This is a genomic window from Streptomyces sp. NPDC030840 (assembly GCF_055572015.1).
In genome coordinates this window covers 1-24,380 of sequence record NZ_JBVIEE010000019.1, presented here as the reverse complement: position 1 = coordinate 24,380, position 24,380 = coordinate 1, and the positions used below count along the sequence as shown (strand labels likewise).

At 67.4% G+C, this 24,380-nt stretch carries 19 protein-coding genes and 3 pseudogenes; 8 read left to right on the top strand and 14 right to left on the bottom strand.

What is annotated here, in order from left to right; all coding sequences use genetic code 11:
• Window positions 1-142: 142 nt before the first annotated feature.
• The 5 genes and pseudogenes from ACZ49J_RS32130 to ACZ49J_RS32110 form a co-directional block, all read right to left on the bottom strand.
• Window positions 143-751, bottom strand: a complete 609-nt coding sequence (locus tag ACZ49J_RS32130) for an RNA polymerase sigma factor (protein ID WP_467454256.1) — start codon at window positions 749-751, stop codon at window positions 143-145.
• Window positions 751-1,236 (bottom strand): hypothetical protein, encoded by a 486-nt coding sequence (locus ACZ49J_RS32125; RefSeq protein WP_467454257.1) that lies wholly within the window; start codon window positions 1,234-1,236, stop codon window positions 751-753. The genes ACZ49J_RS32130 and ACZ49J_RS32125 overlap by 1 nt, the downstream gene beginning before the upstream one ends.
• Before the next feature lie 844 nt (window positions 1,237-2,080).
• Window positions 2,081-3,139 (bottom strand): helicase associated domain-containing protein, encoded by a 1,059-nt coding sequence (locus ACZ49J_RS32120; RefSeq protein WP_467454258.1) that lies wholly within the window; start codon window positions 3,137-3,139, stop codon window positions 2,081-2,083.
• Window positions 3,121-3,343: pseudogene (locus tag ACZ49J_RS32115) on the bottom strand (transposase); the annotation flags it as partial. The gene ACZ49J_RS32120 and the pseudogene ACZ49J_RS32115, both read right to left, overlap by 19 nt.
• Window positions 3,344-3,785: 442 nt before the next feature.
• Window positions 3,786-3,995: a DUF6207 family protein gene (locus ACZ49J_RS32110; RefSeq protein ID WP_467454260.1), complete on the bottom strand. Its 210-nt coding sequence runs from the start codon at window positions 3,993-3,995 to the stop codon at window positions 3,786-3,788.
• Between the two features lie 264 nt (window positions 3,996-4,259).
• On the opposite strand from ACZ49J_RS32110, the gene ACZ49J_RS32105 reads away from it, so the two are divergent.
• From ACZ49J_RS32105 to ACZ49J_RS32085, 5 genes and pseudogenes are all read left to right on the top strand, one after another.
• Entirely contained in the window at window positions 4,260-4,472 is a 213-nt protein-coding gene (locus ACZ49J_RS32105) for a hypothetical protein (RefSeq protein WP_467454291.1), read from the top strand.
• Window positions 4,473-4,901: 429 nt separating this feature from the next.
• The gene (locus tag ACZ49J_RS32100) at window positions 4,902-5,132 is read left to right on the top strand and encodes a hypothetical protein (RefSeq protein ID WP_467454261.1); all 231 of its coding nucleotides are present in this window, start codon (window positions 4,902-4,904) and stop codon (window positions 5,130-5,132) included.
• Window positions 5,133-6,181: 1,049 nt separating this feature from the next.
• Window positions 6,182-6,421: a recombinase family protein gene (locus ACZ49J_RS32095; RefSeq protein ID WP_467454262.1), complete on the top strand. Its 240-nt coding sequence runs from the start codon at window positions 6,182-6,184 to the stop codon at window positions 6,419-6,421.
• Window positions 6,393-6,566 (top strand): annotated as a pseudogene (locus ACZ49J_RS32090) (recombinase family protein); the annotation flags it as partial. The gene ACZ49J_RS32095 and the pseudogene ACZ49J_RS32090, both read left to right, overlap by 29 nt.
• A gap of 184 nt (window positions 6,567-6,750) precedes the next feature.
• Window positions 6,751-6,900: a recombinase family protein gene (locus ACZ49J_RS32085; RefSeq protein WP_467454292.1), complete on the top strand. Its 150-nt coding sequence runs from the start codon at window positions 6,751-6,753 to the stop codon at window positions 6,898-6,900.
• 18 nt (window positions 6,901-6,918) lie between these two features.
• Here ACZ49J_RS32085 and ACZ49J_RS32080 read toward each other — a convergent pair.
• Both ACZ49J_RS32080 and ACZ49J_RS32075 read right to left on the bottom strand, forming a co-directional pair.
• Window positions 6,919-7,796 (bottom strand): IS5 family transposase gene (locus ACZ49J_RS32080; RefSeq protein ID WP_467454263.1). Its coding sequence is split into 2 segments (ribosomal slippage): window positions 6,919-7,440 and window positions 7,443-7,796, totalling 876 coding nucleotides; the frame shifts between segments, so codons are not numbered across the junction.
• A gap of 208 nt (window positions 7,797-8,004) precedes the next feature.
• A complete protein-coding gene (locus tag ACZ49J_RS32075; RefSeq protein ID WP_467454264.1) occupies window positions 8,005-9,189 on the bottom strand; it encodes an IS701 family transposase in 1,185 nt (394 codons plus the stop codon).
• A gap of 139 nt (window positions 9,190-9,328) precedes the next feature.
• Between ACZ49J_RS32075 and ACZ49J_RS32070 the strand changes: the two genes are divergently transcribed.
• The gene (locus tag ACZ49J_RS32070) at window positions 9,329-9,574 is read left to right on the top strand and encodes a hypothetical protein (protein WP_467454265.1); all 246 of its coding nucleotides are present in this window, start codon (window positions 9,329-9,331) and stop codon (window positions 9,572-9,574) included.
• A gap of 80 nt (window positions 9,575-9,654) precedes the next feature.
• On the opposite strand, the gene ACZ49J_RS32065 is transcribed toward ACZ49J_RS32070, so the two are convergent.
• Window positions 9,655-10,131, bottom strand: a complete 477-nt coding sequence (locus tag ACZ49J_RS32065) for an NUDIX hydrolase (protein ID WP_467454267.1) — start codon at window positions 10,129-10,131, stop codon at window positions 9,655-9,657.
• Window positions 10,132-10,692: 561 nt separating this feature from the next.
• Between ACZ49J_RS32065 and ACZ49J_RS32060 the strand changes: the two genes are divergently transcribed.
• The gene (locus ACZ49J_RS32060; RefSeq protein ID WP_467454269.1) at window positions 10,693-11,379 is read left to right on the top strand and encodes a hypothetical protein; all 687 of its coding nucleotides are present in this window, start codon (window positions 10,693-10,695) and stop codon (window positions 11,377-11,379) included.
• A gap of 248 nt (window positions 11,380-11,627) precedes the next feature.
• Here the strand turns inward: ACZ49J_RS32060 and ACZ49J_RS32055 are convergent, their stop codons facing one another.
• The 6 genes from ACZ49J_RS32055 to ACZ49J_RS32030 form a co-directional block, all read right to left on the bottom strand.
• Window positions 11,628-13,493, bottom strand: coding sequence for a nuclease-related domain-containing protein (locus tag ACZ49J_RS32055; protein ID WP_467454270.1), 1,866 nt, complete (start codon window positions 13,491-13,493; stop codon window positions 11,628-11,630).
• Window positions 13,494-14,160: 667 nt separating this feature from the next.
• Window positions 14,161-17,103, bottom strand: coding sequence for an SAV_2336 N-terminal domain-related protein (locus ACZ49J_RS32050; protein WP_467454271.1), 2,943 nt, complete (start codon window positions 17,101-17,103; stop codon window positions 14,161-14,163).
• A gap of 25 nt (window positions 17,104-17,128) precedes the next feature.
• A complete protein-coding gene (locus ACZ49J_RS32045) occupies window positions 17,129-18,094 on the bottom strand; it encodes an AAA family ATPase (protein ID WP_467454273.1) in 966 nt (321 codons plus the stop codon).
• Window positions 18,091-20,112, bottom strand: a complete 2,022-nt coding sequence (locus ACZ49J_RS32040) for a VMAP-C domain-containing protein (protein ID WP_467454275.1) — start codon at window positions 20,110-20,112, stop codon at window positions 18,091-18,093. The genes ACZ49J_RS32045 and ACZ49J_RS32040 overlap by 4 nt, the downstream gene beginning before the upstream one ends.
• Window positions 20,113-20,114: 2 nt before the next feature.
• Window positions 20,115-20,495 carry a CU044_2847 family protein gene (locus tag ACZ49J_RS32035; RefSeq protein WP_467454276.1) on the bottom strand — a complete coding sequence of 127 codons (381 nt, stop codon included), beginning with the start codon at window positions 20,493-20,495 and terminating at the stop codon, window positions 20,115-20,117.
• Between the two features lie 989 nt (window positions 20,496-21,484).
• Complete coding sequence (locus tag ACZ49J_RS32030) at window positions 21,485-22,288, bottom strand: class I SAM-dependent methyltransferase (protein WP_467454277.1); 804 nt, start codon at window positions 22,286-22,288, stop codon at window positions 21,485-21,487.
• A 560-nt stretch (window positions 22,289-22,848) separates the two neighbouring features.
• Here ACZ49J_RS32030 and ACZ49J_RS32025 point away from each other — a divergent pair.
• A pseudogene (locus tag ACZ49J_RS32025) lies at window positions 22,849-23,052 on the top strand (cold shock domain-containing protein); the annotation flags it as partial.
• Window positions 23,053-24,380 lie beyond the last annotated feature (1,328 nt).

Below are 24,380 nucleotides of genomic sequence, written 5' to 3'. Positions count from 1 at the left end.
TCCCAGTCGACCTTGGGATGCGCGCCGGCCAGCGCGACGGGAGCTGTGGTGAACATCGGCACGTCGACCGCCCCGGGGTTCAGCGTCGCCTGACGTCCGAGAGCGAGGCGCCGCCGCGTTGTTGACGGTGCTTCGTTGGAGATCAGTCGTCGTGGAGAGTGGAGCTGAGTTTCATGCTGCGCTTGAGTTTTTGGCGGCTGTGTTTGAGTTGGGCGCGCACGGTGGCGGGGTTGATGTCCAGCATCTCGGCGATCTCGGCCGTGGTGAGGCTGTGGATGTAGTGCAGCACGAGTGTCTGTTGTTCGCGTTGTGTCAGGGCTGATTTGATGGATGCGGTGAGGGTGTCCATCTGGATATTGCGGACGGCAGTCTGTTCGGCGGATTCCTCCAGTTGGGGCTCTATGAGGTCGAGTAGGTCGGCGGAGCTTGGGAGCACTTCACGGCTGGTGTGCCGCCGGGAGTTGACGACCTTGTTGCGCAGGACGCCGCAGGCGTATCGGAAGGGCGGGGTGGGGTCGGCGAGTACCTCGCGCCACTTTGTGTACATGACCTCGAACGTCTCGGCGACGAGGTCCTCCGCCGTCCAGGCCGGCACCCGCACTCTCGCTATCCGTGTCAGCTTCGGATAGGCGCTGGCGACGAACTCCTCGAACATCGTGGCCCGTTCGTCCATAGCAGCCTGTCTGTCGGCATGGGGCGGCCTCCCCTCGCTGGTGTGCGAGGGGAGGCCGTAGTGCGTGGTGGAGCTCATCAGACCTCGTCGTTCGTGTCAGTTCGCGACCTGATGTCATCCAGCCAGCGCTCCCAGCGCGAGCGGATCTCGGTGCCGATCTGGGTGACCCCGTCGAACAGCAGCACCGAGAGGACCACGACGAGCAGTTCGGTCTGGAGCGACTGCAGATCGTTCAGCCACTGGGCGGCGAGCAGCCCGCCGCTGAGAATCCGCCCGGTGATGCGGAGTTTGGGCAGGGGCGGCATCGAGCGCAGCACGACCCGGGCGTCGAACGTCAGGTGACCGTTGTGGTCCGCGCGGGCCTTGAAGGGCTCGACCTTGACCGCCTTGCGGATGGCCTTCGCCACGGCCAGGAACTGACCGATGGTCTCGCACAGGACATCGAAGACGAGGATCACGATCGCGGCGCACCGCAGGCCGGGGTGGAGCGACTCCGTGCCGGGCAGCAGCGAGATGCCGGTCATGGCCGCGCCGACGAGACGGGCGAACAGCCGGGAGCGCATCAACGGTGCGCCCTGTGCGGCGGGCTGGGGGAGTGCCGGTACCGGCTTGGTGACGGCCGGCGGCTCCTGCGTAGCCGGCCGGTCCGGGACGGCCTGCTCCGGGACGGAGGGCTGGACCGGCTTTGCCCGGTCACCCGCGCGGCGCTCTTGCTTCCGCGCGGGGGTGACCTTCTGGTGCCGATCCTTCTTGGAACGGGATGAAGAGGACCTACCGGTCTTGGGAACGGCGGACTGGTCCTTCGGGGGACGACGCGTCATGGCACTTCCTGCATTTCAGGTGCGTGGAGTGAGGCCCGGGGCGGGTCTCGACGACTCCGTCGTCGTTCGGCGCGGCAGGTGGTGCATGTGGGATGGGCTGCGCTCACGACATTGAGCGCATCTTCGCCGGTCGGCTGCCTATCCGTCCAGCACGGACCGTGTGTGAACGCTAGACGGATAGTCATACTTATTACACAGCGCTATCGGCTAGCTACGTAAAGTAATTTTTTACTGTGACGTGAGTCACATATGCCCTTCGGAATCGGTGATTCCGGCAAGGTATTAGCAAGACGCGTTCAGGTGCGTCGGAGTGAGGCCCGCCATCGAGGCTCCGGGATGGGCAAAGATGGCGGGCTTTCACCCCAGGTCACACGCCATTGCAGGTGTCAATGCAAGCTGCCTCGAGCACCCTTGCAGCACAGATAGACCACTCTGAGGCGTGACGTCGATCACATGTAATGAGTGAACCTTAACTTCATTCATGTCAGTCGCGAAGTTTCCCCCTAAAAAGAACTAGACACCCCGCTTAGCGGTGAGTAGCAGGGCTATGAGTAGTTCTGCTTCGCAAGCTCAACCGTGGTGGCTGCTATGTCCAGCGCATGCCGATCGCGGACAGCTTTTCCACGCGCTCGGGCGACAGCGTCGCGGCCCTGCTCCGCTGATTCCCGATCCAGGCCCCGAGACGGAGCTCTCGTTCCTCCTGGTCCTCGCCGCTGTCGCCGTCTCCTTCGCCGATGACGATCCGCTCGACATGCTGCCTCGGCACTCGATGGTGCCCCTCGCGCTCGTAGAACTGCTTGGCGGCCGCGAAGTTCATCGCCCACTTGTCGGCCTGCGTACGGCGCGGGCGCGGCTTCTCGGCATCGGTCGCGGGTTCGATGCCGAGGATCTGCTCACACATCCACTGCTGGACGCCGGTGAGCTTGTCGAAGCCGAAGCGCACGGCCTTGACCCACCGTCCGAGGTCCTCGCCCTGGCGTACGACGACGCCCGGCTCGGTGGGCAGTTCGCCGCCCTCCTCCAGGTGTAGCCGGGTCAGGTGGAAAGCGCGCTGCCACTCCACCGGCCAGGCCGGGCACCACGACGGGTCGATCTCCTCCAGCTGCTCGCGGCGCTCCTCCGACAAGGCGCCGGCCGACGACTGAACCGGCAGCCCCTCGGCACGCCGCTGCTCGATCTCAGCAGCCTTCCGCGCGGCGGCCCTGGCATTTTTCAGAAAGACCCCGACCTTGGCCCCCTGGTATGTGGCATCGAGCGGGGCGAGCGCGTGCCCGTGTACGGCGGCCCACCCTCGAACGGCAGCCAGGCCCTCCTCCCACGCGACATCGAAGTGCGACCACACCATGCCGAGCCGCTCCAGCTGCGCGACGCGGTCCTCATCCATGTCCCCGCGGGCGTAGAACCGCCTCGCGTCGGCGATCCATTGCCCCAGCGGAAACGCGGCGAGGGAGGCCGGCCACCCTTCGGCTTCCGCCTCCTGGCCCTCGGGCACGCGGTAGGTGAACGGCACCTTGAGGTCCCCGTGCTCGCGGGCGTAGATGACAGCGGCTTCGATGCCGCGCCGCCAGTGCTCGTGCTCGGGGTTGAGGACCCGCAGGTTGATGAACGCCGCCAGCGCGGCCGCCCGGTGCCGTCCCGCTGCCATCGGCGGAACAGGTCGTAGATCCGGCCCCACGGCCCGTAGTCGACGGGTACGTCCCTCCACGGAACCCCTGTCCCGAACCCGGAACCGTATGCCGTCGATCAGCTGCCGTCGGGGCCAGACGGGCGGCCGCCCCGCCTTCATCCCCTTCGGCAACAACGGCTCCAACACCGCCCACTGTTCGTCCGTGAGATCTCCCCGTGCCATGAACCGTGATCATTCACTGCTCAAGATCCACTTTCGATACACGGCCTAGTACGGAACGGCTCCTGATCCGCGGTGAGTGATCATGTGCAGAGGAACTTTCCCCCGCCGCAGAGCCTAGTGCGCGCCGGGCCGGGCGCCGGAGTTGCTGGCGGATGTGCTGGCGCGCCCGGTTCGTGTACGGGCTGTCCCGGGTCGGCTGGACGCAGCGGCGGATCGGCGGGTTCGCGGGGCGGTCGGCCGCGATGGTTGAGGCGAACGCGTCGCGAAGTAGGACGCGGTGTGCTGGGGTCCGGCTGGAAGATCCGGCGGGCGCCCGCTCCGGGGCGGAGCACGACCGAGTAGGTCTGCGCCTTGACGCCGGGCATTGAGATGCCCTGTCGGCCGGAGCCGAGCAACGCGGCCACGGCAGGTCAGCGCGCCCGGGCCCGTACACGCTGGGGTGCTACGGGTTGAGCGGTTGGCGCACGTCCAGGTAGCAGCGCAGCCGTACGCCGGGCTCGCCGGGAGTCTTGGTCGTACGGTCCGCCGTCGCGGTCGCCCATCGTGTGGCGAGCAGCTGCTGGACGGCGAAGGCGGTCTGGTCGTCGCAGGCCGCGACCTCCACCACCGCCAAGCCCGGTTCCGCTACGTGCACTTCGTTGATCGGCCTCATGCCCGGCACTACGCGCCGGCACCCGCGAACCGTTCTGCGCTCGCGGTGTCTTCACCCGACCGGGTACGCCCCGGCCTGGGTGGCGACAAAAGCGGTGCTGCCGTGGCGCACGGTCGAGCACCACGGAACGGGAGGTGTTTGGTTTCCGGTCGCGCTGGGGCGCTTTGCCGCCATCCTGCATCCGCTGAGCTGTAGCGGGAGGTGCCTGGAGGCTACACAGGAAGGCGGGAACGTTCGGGTCTGAGGGGGAGGGCTGGGCGGGTGTTGCTGTCGATCAACGTGGCGTTTCTGCTGGCGGTGATCATCGTGCTGCGGCTGCGCCGTCGGACGCAGGCCCGGAGCCGAGCGGATGAGAAGCTGACCGTCCTGATCGTTCTGGTCTTCGGCGTGCTGATCGCTCCCACAGCGTTCGGCCAGGGACTCCTGGACGTTCTCAGGCAACTTGTCAACGGCATCTCAGAGTCGGGCAGCCCGTAGCCTGCCCCCTCCTCTACGATGATCAGGCGACCGCTCGAGGCTCCCTCCTCGCCGTATGCCCGTCTGCCGTAGCTCTACGAGAACCGGGCCTTGTAGCGCCGGAGAACCCAGTCACCGTCAGCCGGAAGGCTTTGCCCCGCTGGTCGCGATGGCCTTCCGGCAGCCCTCGCACAGAGGGTTGCCACCACGGCCGTAACGGTGGCAGTACGCGCGGCACGTGGCACAGCGCGCGATCTGCTCCACCGAGCACCCGAGCAGCGCGGCCGCCGCATACGGGTCATCTGGCACGACCACCGAAGTCATGGCCAAAGGTTACGACGGGGCCCACACAAGTGGCCCGACCTGCGGCAAGGGTCGAGGAATCGCCCTGCGCTGGTGAGTACCCGAATCCGGACCCAGACACCGGGCACAGACTGGAAGACTGACGCGGTGAGCACCACCCGCCGGACCCTTGGCGCCGGCCCTCAGAACCTCGCGCACGGCATCCGCGCCACCGAGGCCGACCTACTCGACGCACTGCCCGGCGTCCGCCTCCCCGATCTTGACGAGATGCGGGCCCGCGGAGTGCTCGGAACACGTCCTGCACCGACCCCGAGCCCGCGCCGCCTCCTCGGCGTCGGCGGCCGCCCGGACGACGACCTACCCGGCATCACTCCCTGACTCAGGCTCCCCCCCCGACTCCCGAGGCAGGATCATGGAGCAGCCGTCGATGAGGGAGCAGGTGTAGGAACTGCCGTGATACCTCCCGTGTCAGCCAGAGACCAGGTGCCGTACCATGCAGAGGACTCACTCGGGCTCACCAGGACTCACTCAACCTCATTGAGACTGAGACGCTCGTCCTGGAACGTCACGAGGGGCCCGACATCGGCGGCCACCGACATCGAACCCCTCGCCGAGTACCGCAGTCGCCGAGCCCGGCCGTCCATACATCGGCCGGGCTCACTGCTGAGCACAGACCTTGCGGCGGGGCTTTCGGCTTCCTGGTCAGAACCAAGACCGCAGTATCTCGATGGTCGCGACGACCACGGGCGCCCAGTCGACAAGCGCCTGACGCCAGGTCAGGACGCGCTTGTAACAGGCGCAGTGCTCGTGCTGATCCATCAATGCCTCCTCCCACTCAGCCCCAAGTGGCCCTTGAGGTAGGGCCTCCGCCAGGAAAGGCGAAGCACGTGAGGGGCTCCGTATGAGGAAGCAGCTGTAAGCATAGGCCAGTTGATGTGGCCCCGGGGTCTAGGGGACCACAACTTCTGGGCCGCTGACGTGACCCAAGCACTAGATCTAGGGATTGGCACGCAGATGCACGTCCTACGCGCGTGTCGCACAAAACCCCACAGGTCAAGCAGCTGGCGGGAGATCCCGCAGGGGTTTGGGAGGCGGGGCCATGCGGCGGCCGTGGAGTGCGGCCCAGGCCCCCCGAGCGATGGAGAAACCACCCGGATCTCATGGCTCTATGGAGTCGTTGGACGTGGACACACCGGTGCCCTCACGGCAGGCGCCCGCACTACGTCGCTCGAACGTGTGTTTGGCGCAACCTTTCGAAAGCAACTACCGTTGCGAGAACTCGGCCAGGAGGGGCCGACCTGGCCACCATCATCCCGCGCCTGACGCGCCCCTCAGCACCCTTCACGGGCGCCCGATAGGGTCGCTTCGGTGTCACAGTTATGCCCAATATCTGTGACAGTGCAGGTCAGCGCGTTGGAGGCGATCAAATGCGGCTCGCGGGATACATCCGGGTGTCGACCGGCAGCCAGCTCGACGGGTTCGGGCTGGAGGACCAGGAGCGCATCGTGCGCCGCTGGACGCGTGACCACGGCCATCGCCTCGTGAAGCTGTTCGTGGAGAAGGCCGTGCCCGGCACTGTCGCCGGGGACGAGCGGCCGGAGTTGGCCGCTGCCCCTGCTGTGGGTCGAGGAGAAGCGGGTGCACGGCATCGTCGCGCCCAACCTTGACCGCCTGGCTCGCGAGCTGGTCGTGCAGGAGGCGGCCCTGGCTCAGTGCTGGAAGCACGGCGGCCGTGCGTTCATGGCCGACCAGGGCGAGATCCTGCCCGGCGCCCCCGAAGACCCGATGCGCACCGCCATGCGCCAGATGATGGGCGTCTTCGCCCAGCTGGACCGAGGGATGACCGTGGCCAAGCTCCGCCGCGGCCGCCGCATCAAGGGGGAGAACCTACGGCGCCCCGCCGTACGGCTGGCAGGCCCACAAGAAGGAACTGACCGAGGAGGAGATGGAGCAGGCCGGCCGCGCCCGCGCCCGCTAGCTCCGCGACGAGGACGAGCTGTCCTACCGGGAGATCTGCGCAGTCCTGGAGGCCGAGGACATTCGCCCCAAGCGCGGGGAGCGTTGGCACCCGGAGACCGTCCGGCGGATGCTCGCCAACCCGAGCGACCGGCCGCCGACACTGCGTCGGCGCGAGCGAGTCAGCTAGGGCGTGTTTGAAATGAGGTCACAGCGACTGTCGTATCAATGTGAGTTGGACGGTCGCTTCGTAGCGGACGGCCAACTTGTCATAGCGGGTCGCGACGCCGCGGGCCTGCTTGAGCAGCCCGATCCGGCATTCGACCTTGTGCCTGGCCTTGTATTTCTCGCGGTCGAAGCCGGGCGGACGCCCACCTGTCGAGCCCCGGCGGAGACGGTGGCCGGCCTGGTCGCGTTTCTCCGGGATGGTGTGCGGGATCTGCCGTTTGCGCAGGTAGTTGCGGATCTGGCGGGAGGAATAGGCACGGTCAGCGAGAACGTGAGCAGGACGGATCCGGGGACGCCCGCTACCGGGCCGGGGCACGTGGATCCGGTCCATGACCTCGGTGAACTGGGGTGCATCCCCGCGCTGCCCGCCGGTGACCACAACGGAGAGCACATGCCCGGAAGCGTCGGCGGCCAGATGCAGTTTGGTGCTCAGCCCGCCGCGCGACCGGCCGAGACCGTGATCGTCCGGCTCAGCCGCCAGGCCGTCGTCCTGCGTGCGGCCCGGACGATGAGCCCCCTTTTGCGGGCTCCGGCTGCGTGCTGGTGGGCCCGGCAGACCGTCGAGTCTACGGACACCTCCCACTCGGTATGCCCCGCCGTATTGGCCTTGACCTGCAAGCTCTTCAAGATGCGAGCCCAGGTTCCATCTATCTGCCAGCGGCGGAAGAGGGTGTATCCGGTCTCCCACGGCCCATACCGCTCGGGTATGTCTCGCCACGGCGACCCGGTCCGCGCCCGCCACCAGATCCCGTTGAAGACCTGTCGCCGATCCCGCGGCTTGCGCCCCATCACCGGCAACGGCGGCAACACCGCCTCCAGGCATACCCACTGTTCGTCCGTCAGATCTCCACGAGCCATCCGGCGATGGTTCCACAACGAAGATCAACTTCTCGCTGCGCTCTAGTACTGCAACGGTGTTTGTTCTGAGTGCTGGGCAGTTTTCAGGGGCTGTGTCCGCGTCGTTTGTAGTGGCTGATGCGGGCTTGGTGCTGTCGTCGTCGGCGCCAGGTCGACCAGTGCAGGATGTGGTCGATCGATGCTGGCCGACGGTCGGTGAGGCGGGTGATCAGGCGTCTGATCTCGGCGAGGCTGAGGTGGATGAGCTGGGAGGATCCGTTTCTGCTTTCCCGGCGTCCAGTTCGCGGGCGCGCAGGACGGTCAGGCAGGCGTGGGCGGCCATGGCCAGGGTCATGTGGCGGTGCCAGCCGGGGTAGCGGCGGACCTGGTAATCGTCCAGGCCGCACTCCTGCTTCGCGGTCTGGAAGCATTCCTCAACAGCCCAGCGGCTGCCCGCGATGCGGATCAGCTCGTCCAGCGTCGTGTCGGCGGGGCAGTAGGCGATGTAGTAGGAGATCTCCTCGGGCCTGCTGACACTGCGGCGGGCGAGAACCCAGTGGCGGCGGTCCTCGCGGTGCCAGGGCCTGACCTCCACGCGGGCCCAGTCGAAGATCCGCCGGCCATGGGCTCCTTCACCGCAGGAGCGGCGCTTCCATTTCTGCCGCGGCAGGCCGGGAAACAGCTCGTGCACAGGGTGGTCGATGGACCAGCGGGTGACGACCGTGTCGTGCCGGGTCGTGGCCATGGCGTGGAAGACGTCCGCCTGCTCCAGCTCGAACCGCCAGCCCTTGCTGTAGCCGTAGGCGGCGTCCGCCGTCACCCAGCCGAACGGGACCTTCTCCGCGATGGCCCGGCGGACCATCGCCTTGGCCATGGCCACCTTCGTCTCGAAGACGACGCTCTCGTCGATGCCCGCCCGGCGGCAGCGGTCCCGGTCGTCCGTCCAGGAGGTGGGCAGATACAGCCGCCGGTCGACCAGGGTGCGTCCGCGGCCGGTGGCGTAGGCGAGGAACACGCCGATCTGGCAGTTCTCCGTGCGCCCGGCGGTGCCGGAGTACTGCCGCTGGACGCCGGCCGAGCGGATGCCCTTCTTCAAAAAGCCGGTGTCATCGACGATCAGGACGGCATCGCGGTCTCCGAGGTGCTCCACGACGTAGTCGCGTACGTCGTCCAGGACCGCGTCGGCGTCCCACTCGATCCGGTTCAGCAACCGGTGGATGCGATCGGGACCCGCGTGCCCGGCTTCCTCCGCCAGCGTCCAGCCGTTCTTGCGCTGCAGCGGCGCAACCAGACCTCGCATGTAAGCAAGCGCCGACTGACGCGGCTCCTCCCGGTTGAACCGGTGCACGAACCGCTCATGGAGTACGTCCAGCTCTCCGGCCCACAACCTGACTTCAGCAAGGTCCCCACCCATAACCACACCAACGACCGAACTGGCCAGCAGTCACGGCAAGCACCGTTGCAGTACTAGCCTTTCGACAGCACACGAGCCGCCTTGCGCAGGGCTGGCCAGTAGCGTGGACATGGCAGAAACAAGAAGCGGAGGGGATTCGATGATCTTCGTGCTGTTCGGGCTTGGCCTACTCGCATTGGGCGTCACTGCCGCTGTGCTCGCCATCCACGCATGGATCTACAACAGAGTGCCCGGACGACAACTGTCGACATTCGTGCGGAGTCCCCGGATCTGGGGTGCCGGCGTCGCGTACGCTCTGGCCGGTGTACTGATGCACTCGATGACCATCGTCGTCATCGGACTTGGCCTCGTCGCCATCGGATTCGTAGCCAAACCTACGGGCTGAGAGGTGAGGGCGGCCACACAGCAAGATTCGTCAGCGTCCCCGCTCGGCCCACCCCCGCACGGTCATTGCTGCGCCTCACCTCATGCAAAATCCGCAACACGCCACGGCCCCTCCGGCGCCAAGGTGTCGAGCACAGTCAGCAACTGCGGCGGCTCAACAGGGTCCGACAGTGAGCCCAGATCAGACCATGCGATCCAGGCATGCGAGTCCAGGCTGGCCTGCTCCTCTGGAAGCAGACCTGTGGGCACCAGGGATGGCTGCTCCTCTGCGAATTGAGCGACGAAGAAATACTCCGTTCCGACATACCGCTTGCCGTTCCACCGCACATCGCGGTCGACGAGCACTGACGGCTCAAGGACGGCAGCTGGGTCAAGTCCGGTTTCCTCGATCAGCTCGCGTCGAGCCGCCACGAGTGGCGTCTCACCAAGCTCTATGCCGCCACCAGGCGGCTCCCAGACCCATGTCCCATCGAACGGGTCCCGCCAGTGCAGAAGAAGCACGCGGTGGGCAGCGTCCAGACAGATGACCCGGGCGGCGGGCCGATGCGTTGATTCCACCGTCCTGACGCTATGCAGTCCCTTGAATATCAATCAAGCCCTGTGTTCATCGACATCTCAAACACGCCCTAGCCCGAAGGACACCACACCAGTCCAGATCGCGCGTGCCATGACCGCCCACTCCCAATCCCTGCCGACGTCACGTCCGACGCCCTACCGCTGTTCCCCTTCATGAGACACCGCAGGTCAGCGACCCGCACCTCGTACACCAGCGGCGAGGCAGTACGCCTTTGACCGGCCCAGGCCCGGTATGAGGGCTGCGCCCGTCCAGAGACGATCTTCCGGTGTGACACTGCTCCCCGGTCCCTTTCGAGCGGAACGCTCGTTGAGTGGTTCCCCGGAGTGGAGAAGGCAGCCGAACAGGCCGTCGAGAGCGCGTGCCACCCGCGTACCTCGCGGGTCCGAGCAGCTGGAGCACAGCAGCCGCTGAGGATGTCCTTGGCGCGATCGACACACCCACCGATGCCCAGGGCGGCGCCGGGGCGGACCTCGAAGCAGGCCCGTGCACTTTCCCTGTCGCGGACCGACAATGTCCCTCAGAAGCACAACCTGGGGGTAGTCATGCGCTCCCGAACCGCACTGCTCACCACCACCACCGCCGTCGTCTTCGCCGGCACCCTTGTCTCCTGCGGCGCAAACACCGAGCAGGGAACAGCCGAACGTTCCACCAGCCTTTCGAGCGCACCGGCTCAGTCGCCCGACTGCGGGCCCGACTCGACGCTGTCGCAGTCCGAATGGATCGAGCGGTGCGCCACCGCCAGCCCGGTGCCCAGCACTGAAACCAGTACCAGCCCAACGCCCAGCACTGAGCAGCCCGACACCGAGCTGGCTGTCGGCGACACCTTCGCCTACAAGGACGGTCTCAAGATCAAGGTCGACAGCATCCGCAAGATCACCCGGTTCGGGAAGTACGACAGTCGCCCCGATGCCGACCAGGCTCCTTTCCGCGTCACCTTCACCGTCACCAACGGCCTCGACAAGCCATACGACCTGGACGGTCTCATCCCGGCAGCCGAGGGCGGCACAACCGGAGGCCAGACGAGCTCCCTGTACGTCTCGCTCGATTCCAAGGAGATGAACGGCCGCCTAGCCCCCGGCCGCGCCGGCACCTTCACTGAGGAATACTCGATCGCCAAGGGGGACGCCACATCGATCGTTTTCAGTATGAGCCGCTCCGACGAGGCCTGGGTCCAGGAGAACAGCGCCTGGCTTGGGGAAGATCCCCACTGGACCGGAGCGATCAAGTGAGCGGGTCCGCCCGCAACTGGCAGGCGTGACTCCCGCAAGATCAGGAGGCCTGACGAGCCCGCCGCTGCCGCGGTGGGCAGAGCAGCGTCGTGCTCGACGACGATCGCCCGGCGGTGGCGTACGGCTGCTCACTCCGCCTCGGCGTCGGCATACCCGTCGTGGCCGCCTTCGCGCCTCCCGGGCTTTGGCTGTCTCGTACTCGCACCAGCGTCTCCAGATGACCTTGCTGCTCCGCACGGGCGGCGTCCCTACGCGGGGTGGAGCATAAGAGTCGTGGGCCCCAGGGGCGAGCCAGAGGTCTCATCCTCGCTGTCGCGGACGTAGACCGTGAGCTGGGGGGAGAGGGCGATACCGTCGGCCGCACGGCGGGCCCGTTTGCGGTCTCGGCGGGTGCCGGCGCCCGATCTGGCTAGCTGCAGTGCCTTGGCCACGGGCCGCCACCCTCCGGGCTCGACTGCCAGGGCCGCGATCGCCAGGTGGTTCCAGTCCTCGGGGCGGTCTTGCTGGACGAGGTCAAGGGCGTCGAGGACCTCGGGAAGGACGCCGGAGCCAGGACGGGCGGCAGAGGAGTCGGGTGTGGCACTGTGCGTGTAGTAGCTGTTGACGGCTTCGCTGCTGGTGTCGAGGAAGACCAGTTCACCTGGTGCGGGGTCGACCGGTTGGATGCGGTGCTTGAGCCAGCCGGCCAGAGCGTCGGCTTCGACGAACACCCGAGGGCCTCCGGCTCTGGCGATGGCGGCACGTGTGCGGGCGTAGGCATAGAACTCGGCCGGGTGGCGCAGGATGTCGGCCACCATCACCAGATCGGCCAGCGTGACCATCCAGGTGCCGTCCTGGGGTTCCGCGCGGCGCTTGCCGCCGTCGGGAAGGTGGGTGGCGAACGGGTCCACCCGCTCGAGTGTGACGATCACCGACACGGCCGAAGGGAGGTGGTCCGGCAGGATGAGACGGCGCTTGTTGCGGTCCCGTAGATCTCTTCCGCCGCCGTCGAGGTAGGCGATGGTGCGTGCGTTCTGTTCCAGGGCTTTGTCGACGAACTCGCGTGTCTTCTTGTTCACCCGGTCCGGTGCCGCTCTGCGGGCGGGGTCGGTGAAACGGCCGCCCTTGACCTCGACGGTGAGGACTGCTCCGGGCATGGCGACGAGAACGTCGATGTCCGGGTTTCCCGGTTCAGGATAGGTGGCGCCGCCGTGGACGTAGCCGTCCCCGAACACCTCGGCCAGGGCGCGCCGGGCGTGTTCTTCGCAGACGTCCTGGCGCCTTTTGTCGAAGCGCTTCAGCAGATCCGGGTGGTCGCGGCAGGCGTCTGCGGCCCAGTCGAGCGCCTCGTGGATGAAGTCGCCGGGACGCGCCCACAAACCACGCGTGTCGTCCAGGCCGATGACTGGCCGTCGGCGCAGCGTGTTGGTGTCGCCCAGTTCGCGCAATTCCGGCTGGCTGCCCAGCGGTGTCGTCAGTGCAGCGACCAGGCGGACCATCTCCTCACGGGGAGCACCAAGGCTGCCGGCCAGTACACCGGGCAGGTCGTCTTCGACGGGAGCGGCCCCGAACGCTGCCACACCCGCAGCAGCAACGGCCGCAACGTGCACACGGTGTTCCCTGCCTGAGGACGGAGGCAAGGCAGCGGAGACCTTTTCGAAGGCATCGACGGCCTGGCCCGTCCGCTCGGCCATCAGGGCCTGGTAGGCATCAGCGGCATTCAGGGCCTGATGCAGCGCGAAGCCGAGGACCCCTTGGGACTGGTCGGCCAGGGGAGCGGTGATCTCCTCGAAGATCGGGCGCAGTTGTGCGGGATAACCCTGCATCCGGTCGAAACGCTGCTCGAGTTGCAGCATGTGCAGAACACTCGTCTGCTGGTCGACGGCGCCTTCGCTGAGCACCTTGGCCTGATGCGCCAGGTTCTCCGCTCGCCCGTACTCGCGCAGCAGCCGGTCCATGTCGAACAGCACCTGCGGATGGAGCTCGGCACCGAGCCGCTGGAGCACCTTCTCCGCCGGCAGCGCGGTGACCAAACCTCCGTAAAATTCCACCAGCGCATCACTCCCGAACACCACGCTGCCGGCCAAAGACGACCGGCGCATGGCATCCAGAACATGAAGGCTGCTGTAGAGCATGAGCGGATCGGCTGCCAGAGCTGTCTGCGAGATCTCGGAGAGCAGCCCAGGCAGCCTTCGCCTGGCTGCCTCCATCTCCTGCCACGCCTGCCGGAGACCCGCCCCCGACGGTTCCGCGGGCCGCTGGAAGCGACGAAGCCCTCTGCCGAGGACCGGGGTCATGAAAGACGCCCCAGCCCCGAGGTAGGGCTCCATCTCATCCGATGCCTCACCCCGACCAGAGAAACGAGGACCCCTCGCAGCCATGTGCCCCCTTCCCTTCCACCGGCACAAGGGCCGGTCCAGGCGCAGCCGAGCACCGGCCACGCTGATGAATCACAGAGGCGACACTGGAAGACACACCCCCGGCACAGGCTAACCACGTGAAAGCAGACAGGCCTCGACGCTACCGGGCTGACCTTGCCACTCACGCCGGCTACGCGAGCGAGCGCCACGTCGACGAACGGCGACTCGAGCAGTGCCTTCACCACCGGATCCGCCGCCGGATCACCGTCCTGCTACAACTCGTGCCAGTCCCGCAGGTTGAAAGCAAGGCAGAAGGCATCCTCGCGGCTCCTGACGAGGTCGGGACGGTTCAGCCCGAACCCCCGGATCGGCCTCGCCGTTCGCCGAGCGATGTCCGTACTCGCCGCGTCGCAGCGTCGTCAGATCAGGTGGTCGACGGATCTCACACGGTGCCCGGTCGTCTGCTTCTGTTCGCTGTGGTCATGAGGTCGTCCAGGGCTCGGCGGAGCGCCGTCTTGCGTTCGGGATCGTCATCGACAGACACTACGGCGTCATACAGGTCCGCCAACGCCTCCGGGCGATGCCGAGCGATCCCGTTGACAATGCCGATGACATCGGTGCGAGCCTTGGTGTGGCGGGGCAGAGTCGCTGTGACACTCGGGTCGAGCACGCTGATCAGCATTTGTCGTTCGACGGGGTCGGCGAACAGCGGATAGGCCAACAGAGCCTCCACGGCTCGTTGAAGGGGCGAGAGCGGCCGTGCGGTGGAGGGGGCTGACGTCGTCTCGCTGCCGTCGGGACTCCGCAGCCTGATCTCGGGATGCTGCCGAGTACGATCGGCTTCCCTGAGATTCGCAAACCGGGCTCTAACGGCGGCGAACAGATCCTGCGGATCGGGCAGTCCTGGCAGGACGGCGGCGTGGCCTGCCAGCAGGTCCAGCATGACGTCGGAGAAGAGGCCGGTGGCCTGCGCGGGGTCGTTCATGGCGACCTGGCCGGCGCCGGCCGAGCGGAGCAAGCTCTGCCGGTGGGTCAGGGTGCGCCGCCCGACTGGCAGGGCATCGGGAGCAAGCGGCTGCTGGAAGTTGAGGTCATCTTCGGAATTCGCGGAGGCGTCCACGATCCACAGCTGTTGGGTGAGCCCGGGAACAGCATCCCCGGCATACCGTTCGAGCGCCGAGTCCAGATCGATGCCTACCTTGTCGGCGGTGGTCGCATCCGCGCAGAACAGCCGTTGGCGGCCGGCACGGTCGGTGACACCGTGCCCGCCCCACCATACCCAGAGCACGTCGCCCTGTGCCGCCGCCAGTTCGCGGACGAGGACGCGGCGCAGGGTCGCATGGTCTGCGGGTTCGTACTGCACGTCAGGGACATGCGGTGGCAAGGGAGAGAGATGAAGGCGCAGGTGGGCCTCTGGCACGCCGGCGGCCCGCAGCAGCCTGTGGAAGCGAACCGCGTCCCGGGCGGGCCCGGGCAGGTCCCAGGTCGGTCCCGCGTCGTAGCGCCCAATGCCGACGATCAAGGCGTGCACACGGGCCGGGTCTCCGCGTGGAGCTGTGACATCACCAGCGTCAGTCATGCGCTGTTCAGCTCTCGGCAGGTCCCTCGCCGACATCTCCGCAAGCGCTGACCCCGAGCTGTCGTCCTTGCTGGGTGAGTTCGACTCGAAGCCGCTCGCGCCGTCGTCCACGGGTGCGAGGAACTGCTCCAATTCTGCGGTGACCGCAGCCCCGTCGAGGGCCCGTGCCACATCGAGCACGGCCCGCTCGCCACCGGCCGTGTCCAACGCAGCCCGTGACAGGACGGTGATGTCCTCACGCAGACTGATGCCCCGCAAGGCGATGGACCGGCCCAGTATTTCTCCCAGCAGAGCAGCGAAATGCAGACGCCCCTGCGCGTCCGCCAGACAGTCCAGCGTGGACAGGGCATCAGTCAGGCGAAGCAGATGTTCACGCCGGGAGTACGCCTGTCCTGCTCTTTCTGCTTCCAGCTCCGCAAGAGGCTCGCCCCCTCTGGGCAGGCTCAACGTCCCCGAACGGTCGGCGATGACCGCCGGGAAGTCAGGAGTGCGGCCCAGGCGCGGTGTGATGAAGTCGCTGACGGCGTCAGCCGTGCGCCGTGCCGAGCTTGCTTTGACCACTGTGCGAAGTACCGCGCGCACGTCCGGCGCGAAGGCGAAGACGTCCTGCCCCTCCAGCGAGCTGTCCAAGTGCATGAGACCGCTCAGCAGAACTTCCGCCAGACAGACCGGGCTGCTGTCGGGCAGGGCAGCGGCCTGGATGAGCCGCATCACCGGAAGCGTCAGCGGATCGACCGCTGCCAGGTGGCCGGCGAGCTCGTAGGCGTGCGGCGAGGCCATCGCCTGGAAAACCTGCACGCGTTCGGCGGCGGTCTGAGGCTCACCGGTGACCGCATCGCCGAAGGGCACCACATCGGGCGGACTCTCCGCGTCGATGACACGCATGGCGGCCACGCCGCCGTGCGACGCGATCAGCTCCGCCCAAGGGCGCAGACTCGGCTCGTCCAGCTCGAGGACGGGCACCGGGAGGCCGGGCCGTGGACCGAACAAGTCGGGAAGCCAGGGGTCATGGGCGGTGAGCAGGCTGTTGGAGGGCGCCGGCCCGGTCGCACGGACGATCATGGGTTCTGCCGCCAACGCGGTCTCGCCCCACAGCCGGAGCGGGAACACGTGCAGTACCGCGGTCGGCGCGCTGCGGGCCAACGCGGCCAGATGCCTGTGAGCGGTTCCGGTGTACCAGTGGTCGGCGACCCCGTCGGTCACGACGAGCACAGCGGTCCGATCGCCGACGAACCGGACGGGTGCGCCGAGCGGACTCACACGCACGGTCCGGAAGATGCCCGAGCCCCTGAGCGCGTCGGCCAACTCGTCGACGGTGTCGCGCCACACCCGCATGGACAGGCCCTCGTCGACGGCGAGGACGAGATGAAGCCAGCGGTCCGCAGCAGGGCGCAGCACGACGTCAAGGACGCCACTATCGGCAATGGCGCCGACGGTGGCGCTCTCGTCCAACTCATACCGGTGCGCGGACGGCACTCTTCGCTTGAGCGCACGCAGCCCCCGGACGATGCCGAGCGGATGCCGCAGGCCCCGTACGCCGGGAACGCGGATCGGCGAACCCGGAGCCCCGCCGTCGCGGCCACCGGAGAAGGCGTAGACCGGGCGCCGGCTCCGACTCGGCGCGGACTCGGCCGCATCGTCGTCCGACTGCTCCGGCTGGGGGAGAGCGGCGGGCGCCGGCATGGCACCGCGCTCCGGTACGGCTGCCCCGGACCGGCCCGGCGGCTCGTGCAGGGCCAGCCACAGGGCGTCGCTCAGCTCCCTGGGGGAGAGGTCCACTCCGGCGCTGCGCAGGGCGGCATGCATGCCTGCCACCCAGAGCTCGTCAGGTTCACCGGACTCCGCCGTTCCTGAGCTCACGCAGCACCGCCTCCCTGAGGTGCTCCGCCTCGGGGCGGATGCCCTGCTGCAGCAGATGGACGGCGTGCAGCAACTGGTCGGTGGCCAGGCCGCCGAGGCTGCGCCGGTCGGTGAAGGTGCGGATGAGGTCCTGCACCCGCGACCACTGCGCTTCCAACTGAGGCAGGTCCTGGGAGAAATGCGCCCGCACGATGCCTTCAAGCTGATCCGGGCCGGGCTCCGGCAGTTCCAGCCGGACGCAGCGGCGCAGGAAGGCAGCCGGGAACTCCCGTTCACCGTTGCTGGTGATCACGACGAAGGGGAACTCCTGGCAGCGCACCGTACCGTGCTGCACCCGCACCTTCTCCTGCGAGCCCTGCACATGAACAAAGACCTCGGCCTGGTCTTCCGGCAGGCGGGCCAGCTCGGGGATGGTGAACTCGCCTTCCTCCAGCACGAACAGCAAGTCGTTGGGCAGGTCCAGGTCACTCTTGTCGAGCTCGTCGATCAGCAGCAGCCGCGGTTGATTCTCGTGCCGGGTGGCCAGCGCAGTGCCCAGGGGCCCCAGGCGTACGAAGCTGCCGATGTCGTCGGTGCCGTCCTGCCGCTCCCGCAGCCGGCCGATGGCGTCGTAGCGATACAGCGCATCAGTGAGCGTGGCTCGGGTGTTGACCGGCCATACCAAGACCGGCCCGAGGCCGAGCTCCGCTGCCACGGCGTGGGCGAGCGAGGACTTGCCTGTGCCGGGAGCCCCAGTGACCAGCAGAGGGCGACGCAGGCGCAGAGCGGCGTTCACCACCTCCACCTGTTCCTCGCCGATCAGATACGGCCGCCGCAGCACAGCCTCACCGTCCGGCCGCGGCCGCCGCCACGGCGGCGGCTGAGGCAGCGGCACGGACGCGTCGTACGTGCCTCCGTCGCCGCGGAAGAGCCGTTCCTTCGGGCGCTCACTGTTCACGCGGCGCCTCCCTCCCGCTTTGACGGACTGGTGAGCCGTTGCCGGGGTGGACTCCAGCCCGGGTCCTCCCACATCAGGGCCAGATGAGCGCCCATATGCGCGGTGTCGAACATCGCTTGGACGCGCTGCCCCCTGACCGATTCGCGGAGGGTGCGCGGCCAGTCCTCGGACACGACATCCCTAAGCGCCTCGGCCGTGTCCAGACCGTGGGCGCCGCGTTGCCACAAGACCACGGGGACTCCTAACCAGCGGCACAGGGCCAGCGTGCTGTCGTGCTGCCCGGGCGGACAGCAGGCAATGACGCAGGCGATCTCACGGTTGCTTGTCAGGGTGCCGTTCGCCGCGTTCAGGTCGTGCAGCACGTAGGGGCCCGCCGCGGAACTCTGACCCTGTTCCCAGCGCCTCCTCCAGTCACCGGCCCGCATCCCTTTCTGCCCGCGCAAGACCACGACTCGGTCCAGCCCGATGGGCCGCGTCCCCAAAGGCCCGGCGTTGGTGGGCAGCCGGTCAACGGCGAGTCCGAAGAAGCCCTCCTCCAGCAAAAACTCGACACCGGCCGACGCCTCATACTGATCGAGGTCGTCGACAGCCTCGGAGAGGGCGGCACACAGGTCGGCGCGGCTGCGCAGCGTGTCCCCGTCCGTCCAGGTTCTGACCTGCTGTCCGTGGGCGTCGTAGAGGCGCATCACGTAGTGGAAGGCCTCCGCAGCGGGCTCTGCCGCCCACAGCCACACCCGAAGCACCGGCGACAACGTACGGGCAAAAGCACGGGACGTGGCGGACCACCGGCACTGCCGCATCGCCTCCGGACGGACACCCAGCCGGGCGGTCACGCGATCCGACCACTCCCGCAGACCGACGCCGCCGGACTGCCGGGCCGCGGCGACCTCCTCGATCACCTGGATCACGGGCGGTACGATGCCGGGTTCGCTGGCGCGGTCCTCCAGGTCCTCGACCAGCTCCCCGACGGCGGGCGGGCCGGCTTCGGACAGGGAGAAGTGCGGTACGGCGCGACGGGCCGCCGCGCGCACCTCCGAGTACGCGTCCGGGCCCAGCAACGCGCAGAGCTCGTCGAACTCCTCCTGGGTGAACAGGCGCAGGGCCCCCAGCATCGCCGCGACCTCGCCGACCCGTTTCGCTACCGGCCCCTGTGCCGTGAGCGTGCTGAGCAGAGTAGCCAACCCCCGCGGGTGGCGCATGGCCGCGTCGACAAGGCCTGAACAGGAGCCCGGGGCCCAGGGCAACCCCAGAACACCGGCGAAACGCTCGGCGCATCGCTGCAGCTTCCGGTCGGACAGCTGGTCGAGCGCGTCGATCAGCTCACTACGACGAGCTCGCGTCCGAGGATCCGACACTTCTGTGATCGCGGACGGGAACACGGAGGCATCCGCGAGCAGTTTCACCAACTCGGAGGCCCTGATGGCGTACGAGCGTAGGTTGTCGGGTTCGGTGGACACCATCAGGCCTGCCACACAGCCGCTCTCGCGGTCCCACAAGGGCGCTCCGCTGTGGCCGGGAAGAATCTCCAGCGGAGCATGCCCGGGATCCAGGATGTACCAAGGGCCCATAGAGGTCTGGACATAGACGTCCACGAGGGAGCGGGGGGCGCCGTGGGCGTACCAGGTCGACAACCGCCGGCTGGACGTCTCCCGCACCGGCACGGGAGGGACGTCCCATCCCTCCATCTCGACCTTCAGCAGAGCAAGATCGCCGTTCCACCACTGCTCACCCTTCGCCGGCTCGGGGGCCAGCCAGCGGACCAGTTCCACGGCATGGTGCTCACTGCCGAGCCCCGGAAACGAGACGCTGACGCGGAGCATGTCCTGCGCAGACGGCTCGGCGGCAGCCAGTTTGGGACGCCCGAGAGCCGCATTGACCACATGGGCACAAGTCAGTAAGAACCCCTCTGCGACGATGAGGCCCGCGCCCAGCCCGGCCCCTGCCGCACCTGGGGCGTGCACGGTGCCCCACGCCCGGCGGATCGGAGCGTCCGGGTCGTTGTCGTATGACGCGTGCACGGCTACTCCGTCGGCGCGGGTGGTTCGAGGTTCCAGGTTGCGGAAACCGTCAGGCTCGCCTCGCCTTTGTTGGCGACGATGCCGAGCGTCAGATCATTGCCGATCTTGACGCCCAGGTCCACAGTAAGCTGCTGGGGCCGCCGGTCCATGGCGGACACCGTGTCATGCACAGACTGAAGGACGGGGACCAGCGGCTTCAGAACCTGCCGCAGTGCGCCGTGAGCGGCACGCGCTACCCGGCCATTCGGCTCGCCGGCAACAGGCACGAGCGGTGCGGAACCGGGCGTCGCGCCGCCCGCCGCGGAGTCGGTCAGCGGACTGGGAAAGACCTCCAGCAGGACCGCTTGGCCGTCGTCGAAGGTGAACTCCACATATTCCCCCACGGCCCCAACTATGCCAGGTTCAACGGGCCTTGCCCCCTCAGTCGGTCGATTCCGGACCGGTCCGGAAGCGGCTGCCCGTGCCGGTCCGACCCCTACCCCAGGTGGTGTAAGGGGACGGGAGGGACCCCCAGCGCTTCTCTTCAGCCTCCGTGTGGCGGATGTGGACGTGAACGTGAGCCTCGGGCTTAACTCGACCCGTGCTGTACGGCGCACAGCCGGCGGGCCGGGAGCTCGTCCGCCATGGTGGCGTCCATCGATGCTGTGCTCAACGGCCTCAGACCTGGCGTAAGTCGGCCGACGCGGTGAGCCGATGGTGGCAACGCCGGTACCCCGAACGCGAGCCGGTCGCCGCCGAGCGTGACACCGCCGTCTCGGCACCGGCCTCTGCACAAAGTGCAGGCCAGCGGCCACAAGCAAGCAGCAGATGTCCACGCTGGCCCGGCGCCGCTGCCTCGTTCATGCGAACTAGTACTGTGTCGTGCCCTGCGGTCCCGTCCGTCCGGAGGTGTAGTCCCGGAGCCGGCGCGGACCGGCGTATCAACCTGGAGCCGGTAGTGGTGGCGGGGATGAGAACGTCTGGCCCCGGAGGCGACTCGGACACAATCCGGTGCACGAGGCTGACCCGCGCCCCCACCCCCTCTGCACAGGGTCACACCCTCGAAAAAATACTCGACACATGAGGAATTATGAAAAAGACAACACCGGAAAGCAACTCACATTCTTGCTTTACGCTCACAGAGCGGGAAATTCCTTGTTGCTTTTTCCGTCTATGCCTGCCTGAAAGGAAAGCCGCGTCCCGCACATTGCATGATCGAAGCCACGGGCAGATCACAGACAGTGAGCTGTTTTCCAGCCTCAGCTTGAGCAGGTCAGATGCAGGGTGGGGACCGCACCCGCGGCAACTGCTTCAAGCGCTGAACACTTCGCGTAGAACCCGCTGCAGGCGGTCGCGAGCTGGCAGGTCGGCAACGACGACGACGAAAGGCGGATCAGCGCGCCGGCTCAGACGTGCCGCGCGCCTGGTCGCGGCTGGCGACCACCAGGTATCCATCGCTCTCGGGGTCGAAGGTGGTGGACTGCACCGTGAGCTCAACGCTCCGCAGCTGCGCCACGAGGTCCTCGTACCGGTAGGGCCAGATGGACAACCGCTCCGAGCAGGCTCGCACTGCCCCATCCGGCTCGATCTGGGCGACCACGATCTCGAGGAAGTGTTCCTGCTCCCAGTGCTGCTCGATCTGCCAGTAGTAGCTGACGACCGCATCGCGGTCGTTGCGGCGGATGAGTCGATCGCGGACGTCTACCCGTGAGCCGGCGGAGCGCACGAGTTCCCAGTTGCGTGACGTGAGCACGAGGCGTCCGCCCTGATTCAGCAGCCGTGACATCGCTTCCAGTGCGGTCAGGCGCCCGGCTGCGCCCTCGGCGTGCCCGAGCGAGTTGCCGACGCAGAACACCAGATCGAACGTGGAGTCCTCCAGGTGGTCGGGCAGTTCGTCCCAGCTCGCGCGGAGGGCTCGAAGCGAGACACCTTGCTCGTCGGCGGCCTTCTCGGTCCGGCGAACCATCCCGCTGCTGGCGTCTGCGGCGACCACGTCAAGGCCAAGACTCGCGAGACCGACGGCGAGCTGGCCGGTTCCACACGCGCAGTCGAGGACGCGCGCGTTGGGCGGCAGAGAGCCCACGACATCGCTGTAGTAAACCGCGGCTGCCTTGGTGGGGGTCAACCTGTCGTCCCCGATCAGCCACTCGTATACGTCGGAAAGCGCCCCATAACCAGCCACCGCGATAACCTCCATCACTCGACGACACGCGGGCTAGAGCGCGCCTGCGATTCGGACCTTGCGCCTCGCACTGTGCCGGGCCGTGTCAGCGAAGTTGAGCAGGACTCAACCACTTCCGGCCGTTGAGACTCCACCGGATTTCGTGGGAAACCGCGGCACGCCGCACCGACGCAGGTCCCCACTCCACCGGCGCCCCATCGGCCACGATGGGGACAGTGGTCGGCAAGCGCGCGTTCACTGCGGAGCGCTTTAGGCACAGCCATCCAAACTCAACGACATGGACGAGGCCCTTCTGGCGGCCGTCCGCACACGGCTGACCCCGGCCCGCCCGGACGTCGGCATGCCACCACGCTCGCGCCCGGCTGGCGAGGCGACAGCCCAGGACGAGGACGAGACACTCGACCAACTGCTGGGCACGACCGACAACGCCCTGCTGGCGGCTATTGAAAAACCGCGCCCGCCCTCCCGCCCATACACCCGACCCTCCCGCACACCCCGCCTCCTCCAGGAAACCAGCCCCCGGACCGGCAGAAGCTTCCGAAAAAAGCTGCAAGCAAAAAGACGGTTTCAGAACGGGGACGGTCAAGTGGTTCAACGCGGAAAAGGGATACGGATTTATCTCCGTCGACGGTGACCCGCCCGTCGATGTCTTCGTTTATTACAGCGCGATCCAAATGGACGGATACCGAGTCCTCGAGGAAGGGCAGCGAGTCGAATTTTGCATTTCGCAAGGGCAGAAGGGGCCCCAGGCAGACGAGGTGAGGTATGTGAACGGATGATCCACACGCACCGATGCACGGTAAGACGCGAATGACGCCAGACGACAACCTCAGTCTCCGCAGGCGTCCTTGACACCCCTGCGTCGACCAGGGCGCCCACAGTGCCACGCGCTCAAGGCTGGTTTCGCCAGGAAGCCTGAGTGAAGAGAGCAACTGCGCCCGACAGATGCCGACGGCCCGCTCGCCCGCAGGGCGGTGTACATCCCCAGCCGGCACAGCACCGCCCTGTCCTGCCGAGCCCGGGCAAAGGGAGAGATGGGCGAGGAAGCGTTAGCAAGGCCAAGGGAGCGGTCGACCTCGTCCAGGAGAGCCGCATGGTGACGGTGCGGAGGCAGCCGTCGACAGGGGCGTGAGCGAGGACAGTCGCGGCGACGAGTCGGCGGCAGGGGAGCGGGGCGCTCGGCATCGCCCAGGTTGCGCTGCTAGGCAAGGGGACGGCGGAGAGCCCTAGCCAGGTGCCCTCGTGGAGGTTGTCAGGGAAGCCCCCAGCGCCCCACCCCGGGGCAGGACAGCAGATGGGAAGCCAGCATCCAAAGCGTCCTGCCACAGATCCGTACGGCCAATAGGGCAGGGGCCGGGCCGGTGGCACGCGCCGAGTCTGCACGGCGCCCAGGCGCCAGATCTGCTGGGTGAAGAACCCCGCGGTACGCACCTCTTCGACCGCACCCCCACCCTCGTCCCACTGCCGCCAGGCAGAAGCCACGGCCGGGCGGTCCAGAACGTGAACGGCATCCGGCAACAGAGCCAACACCAGCTGCAGCCCTGAGCCTGCAGCACCGAGACGAACCCCGGACACACACCCTCACACGGCCGACGACGTCCCCCTGACGCCCACGACACCGGTCTGCCCTCAAGCCAGCCCCACCAGCGCCGCCAGGCGCCAGCAGTCCCTACGCCCAATGCAAGCACGACCACCCAGGCACAGCCACCGACCCCCCACCACGAACCTCGAGGGCCACCAGGCCCGCGACACCCCACACCCCCAACCCCCAGTCACACCATCCGGTGTGACACCGCGTCATATCCAACAGCCCGTCAACAACCGGAGCGCACCAGCGCTTCCGACAGAAACACACAACACAACATCCCCCAAAAGGGCCGCGCCAGCGGCCCAACAAAACCAAAGAACTAGAATTTTGCCGCCAGGCAAAATACAGAAACCCCAAAATCCACCCACAACCCAGAATTTGCCGCCAGGCAAATTCACACGCCAAACAGGGCCGCGTCAGCGGCCCGGCATAAACCACAGAGAATTCGCCGCCAGGCGAATTCCGGGGCGAGGAATTCCGCCAGGAATTCCCAAAGGGGCTTTATGCCCCTCCGCCCCC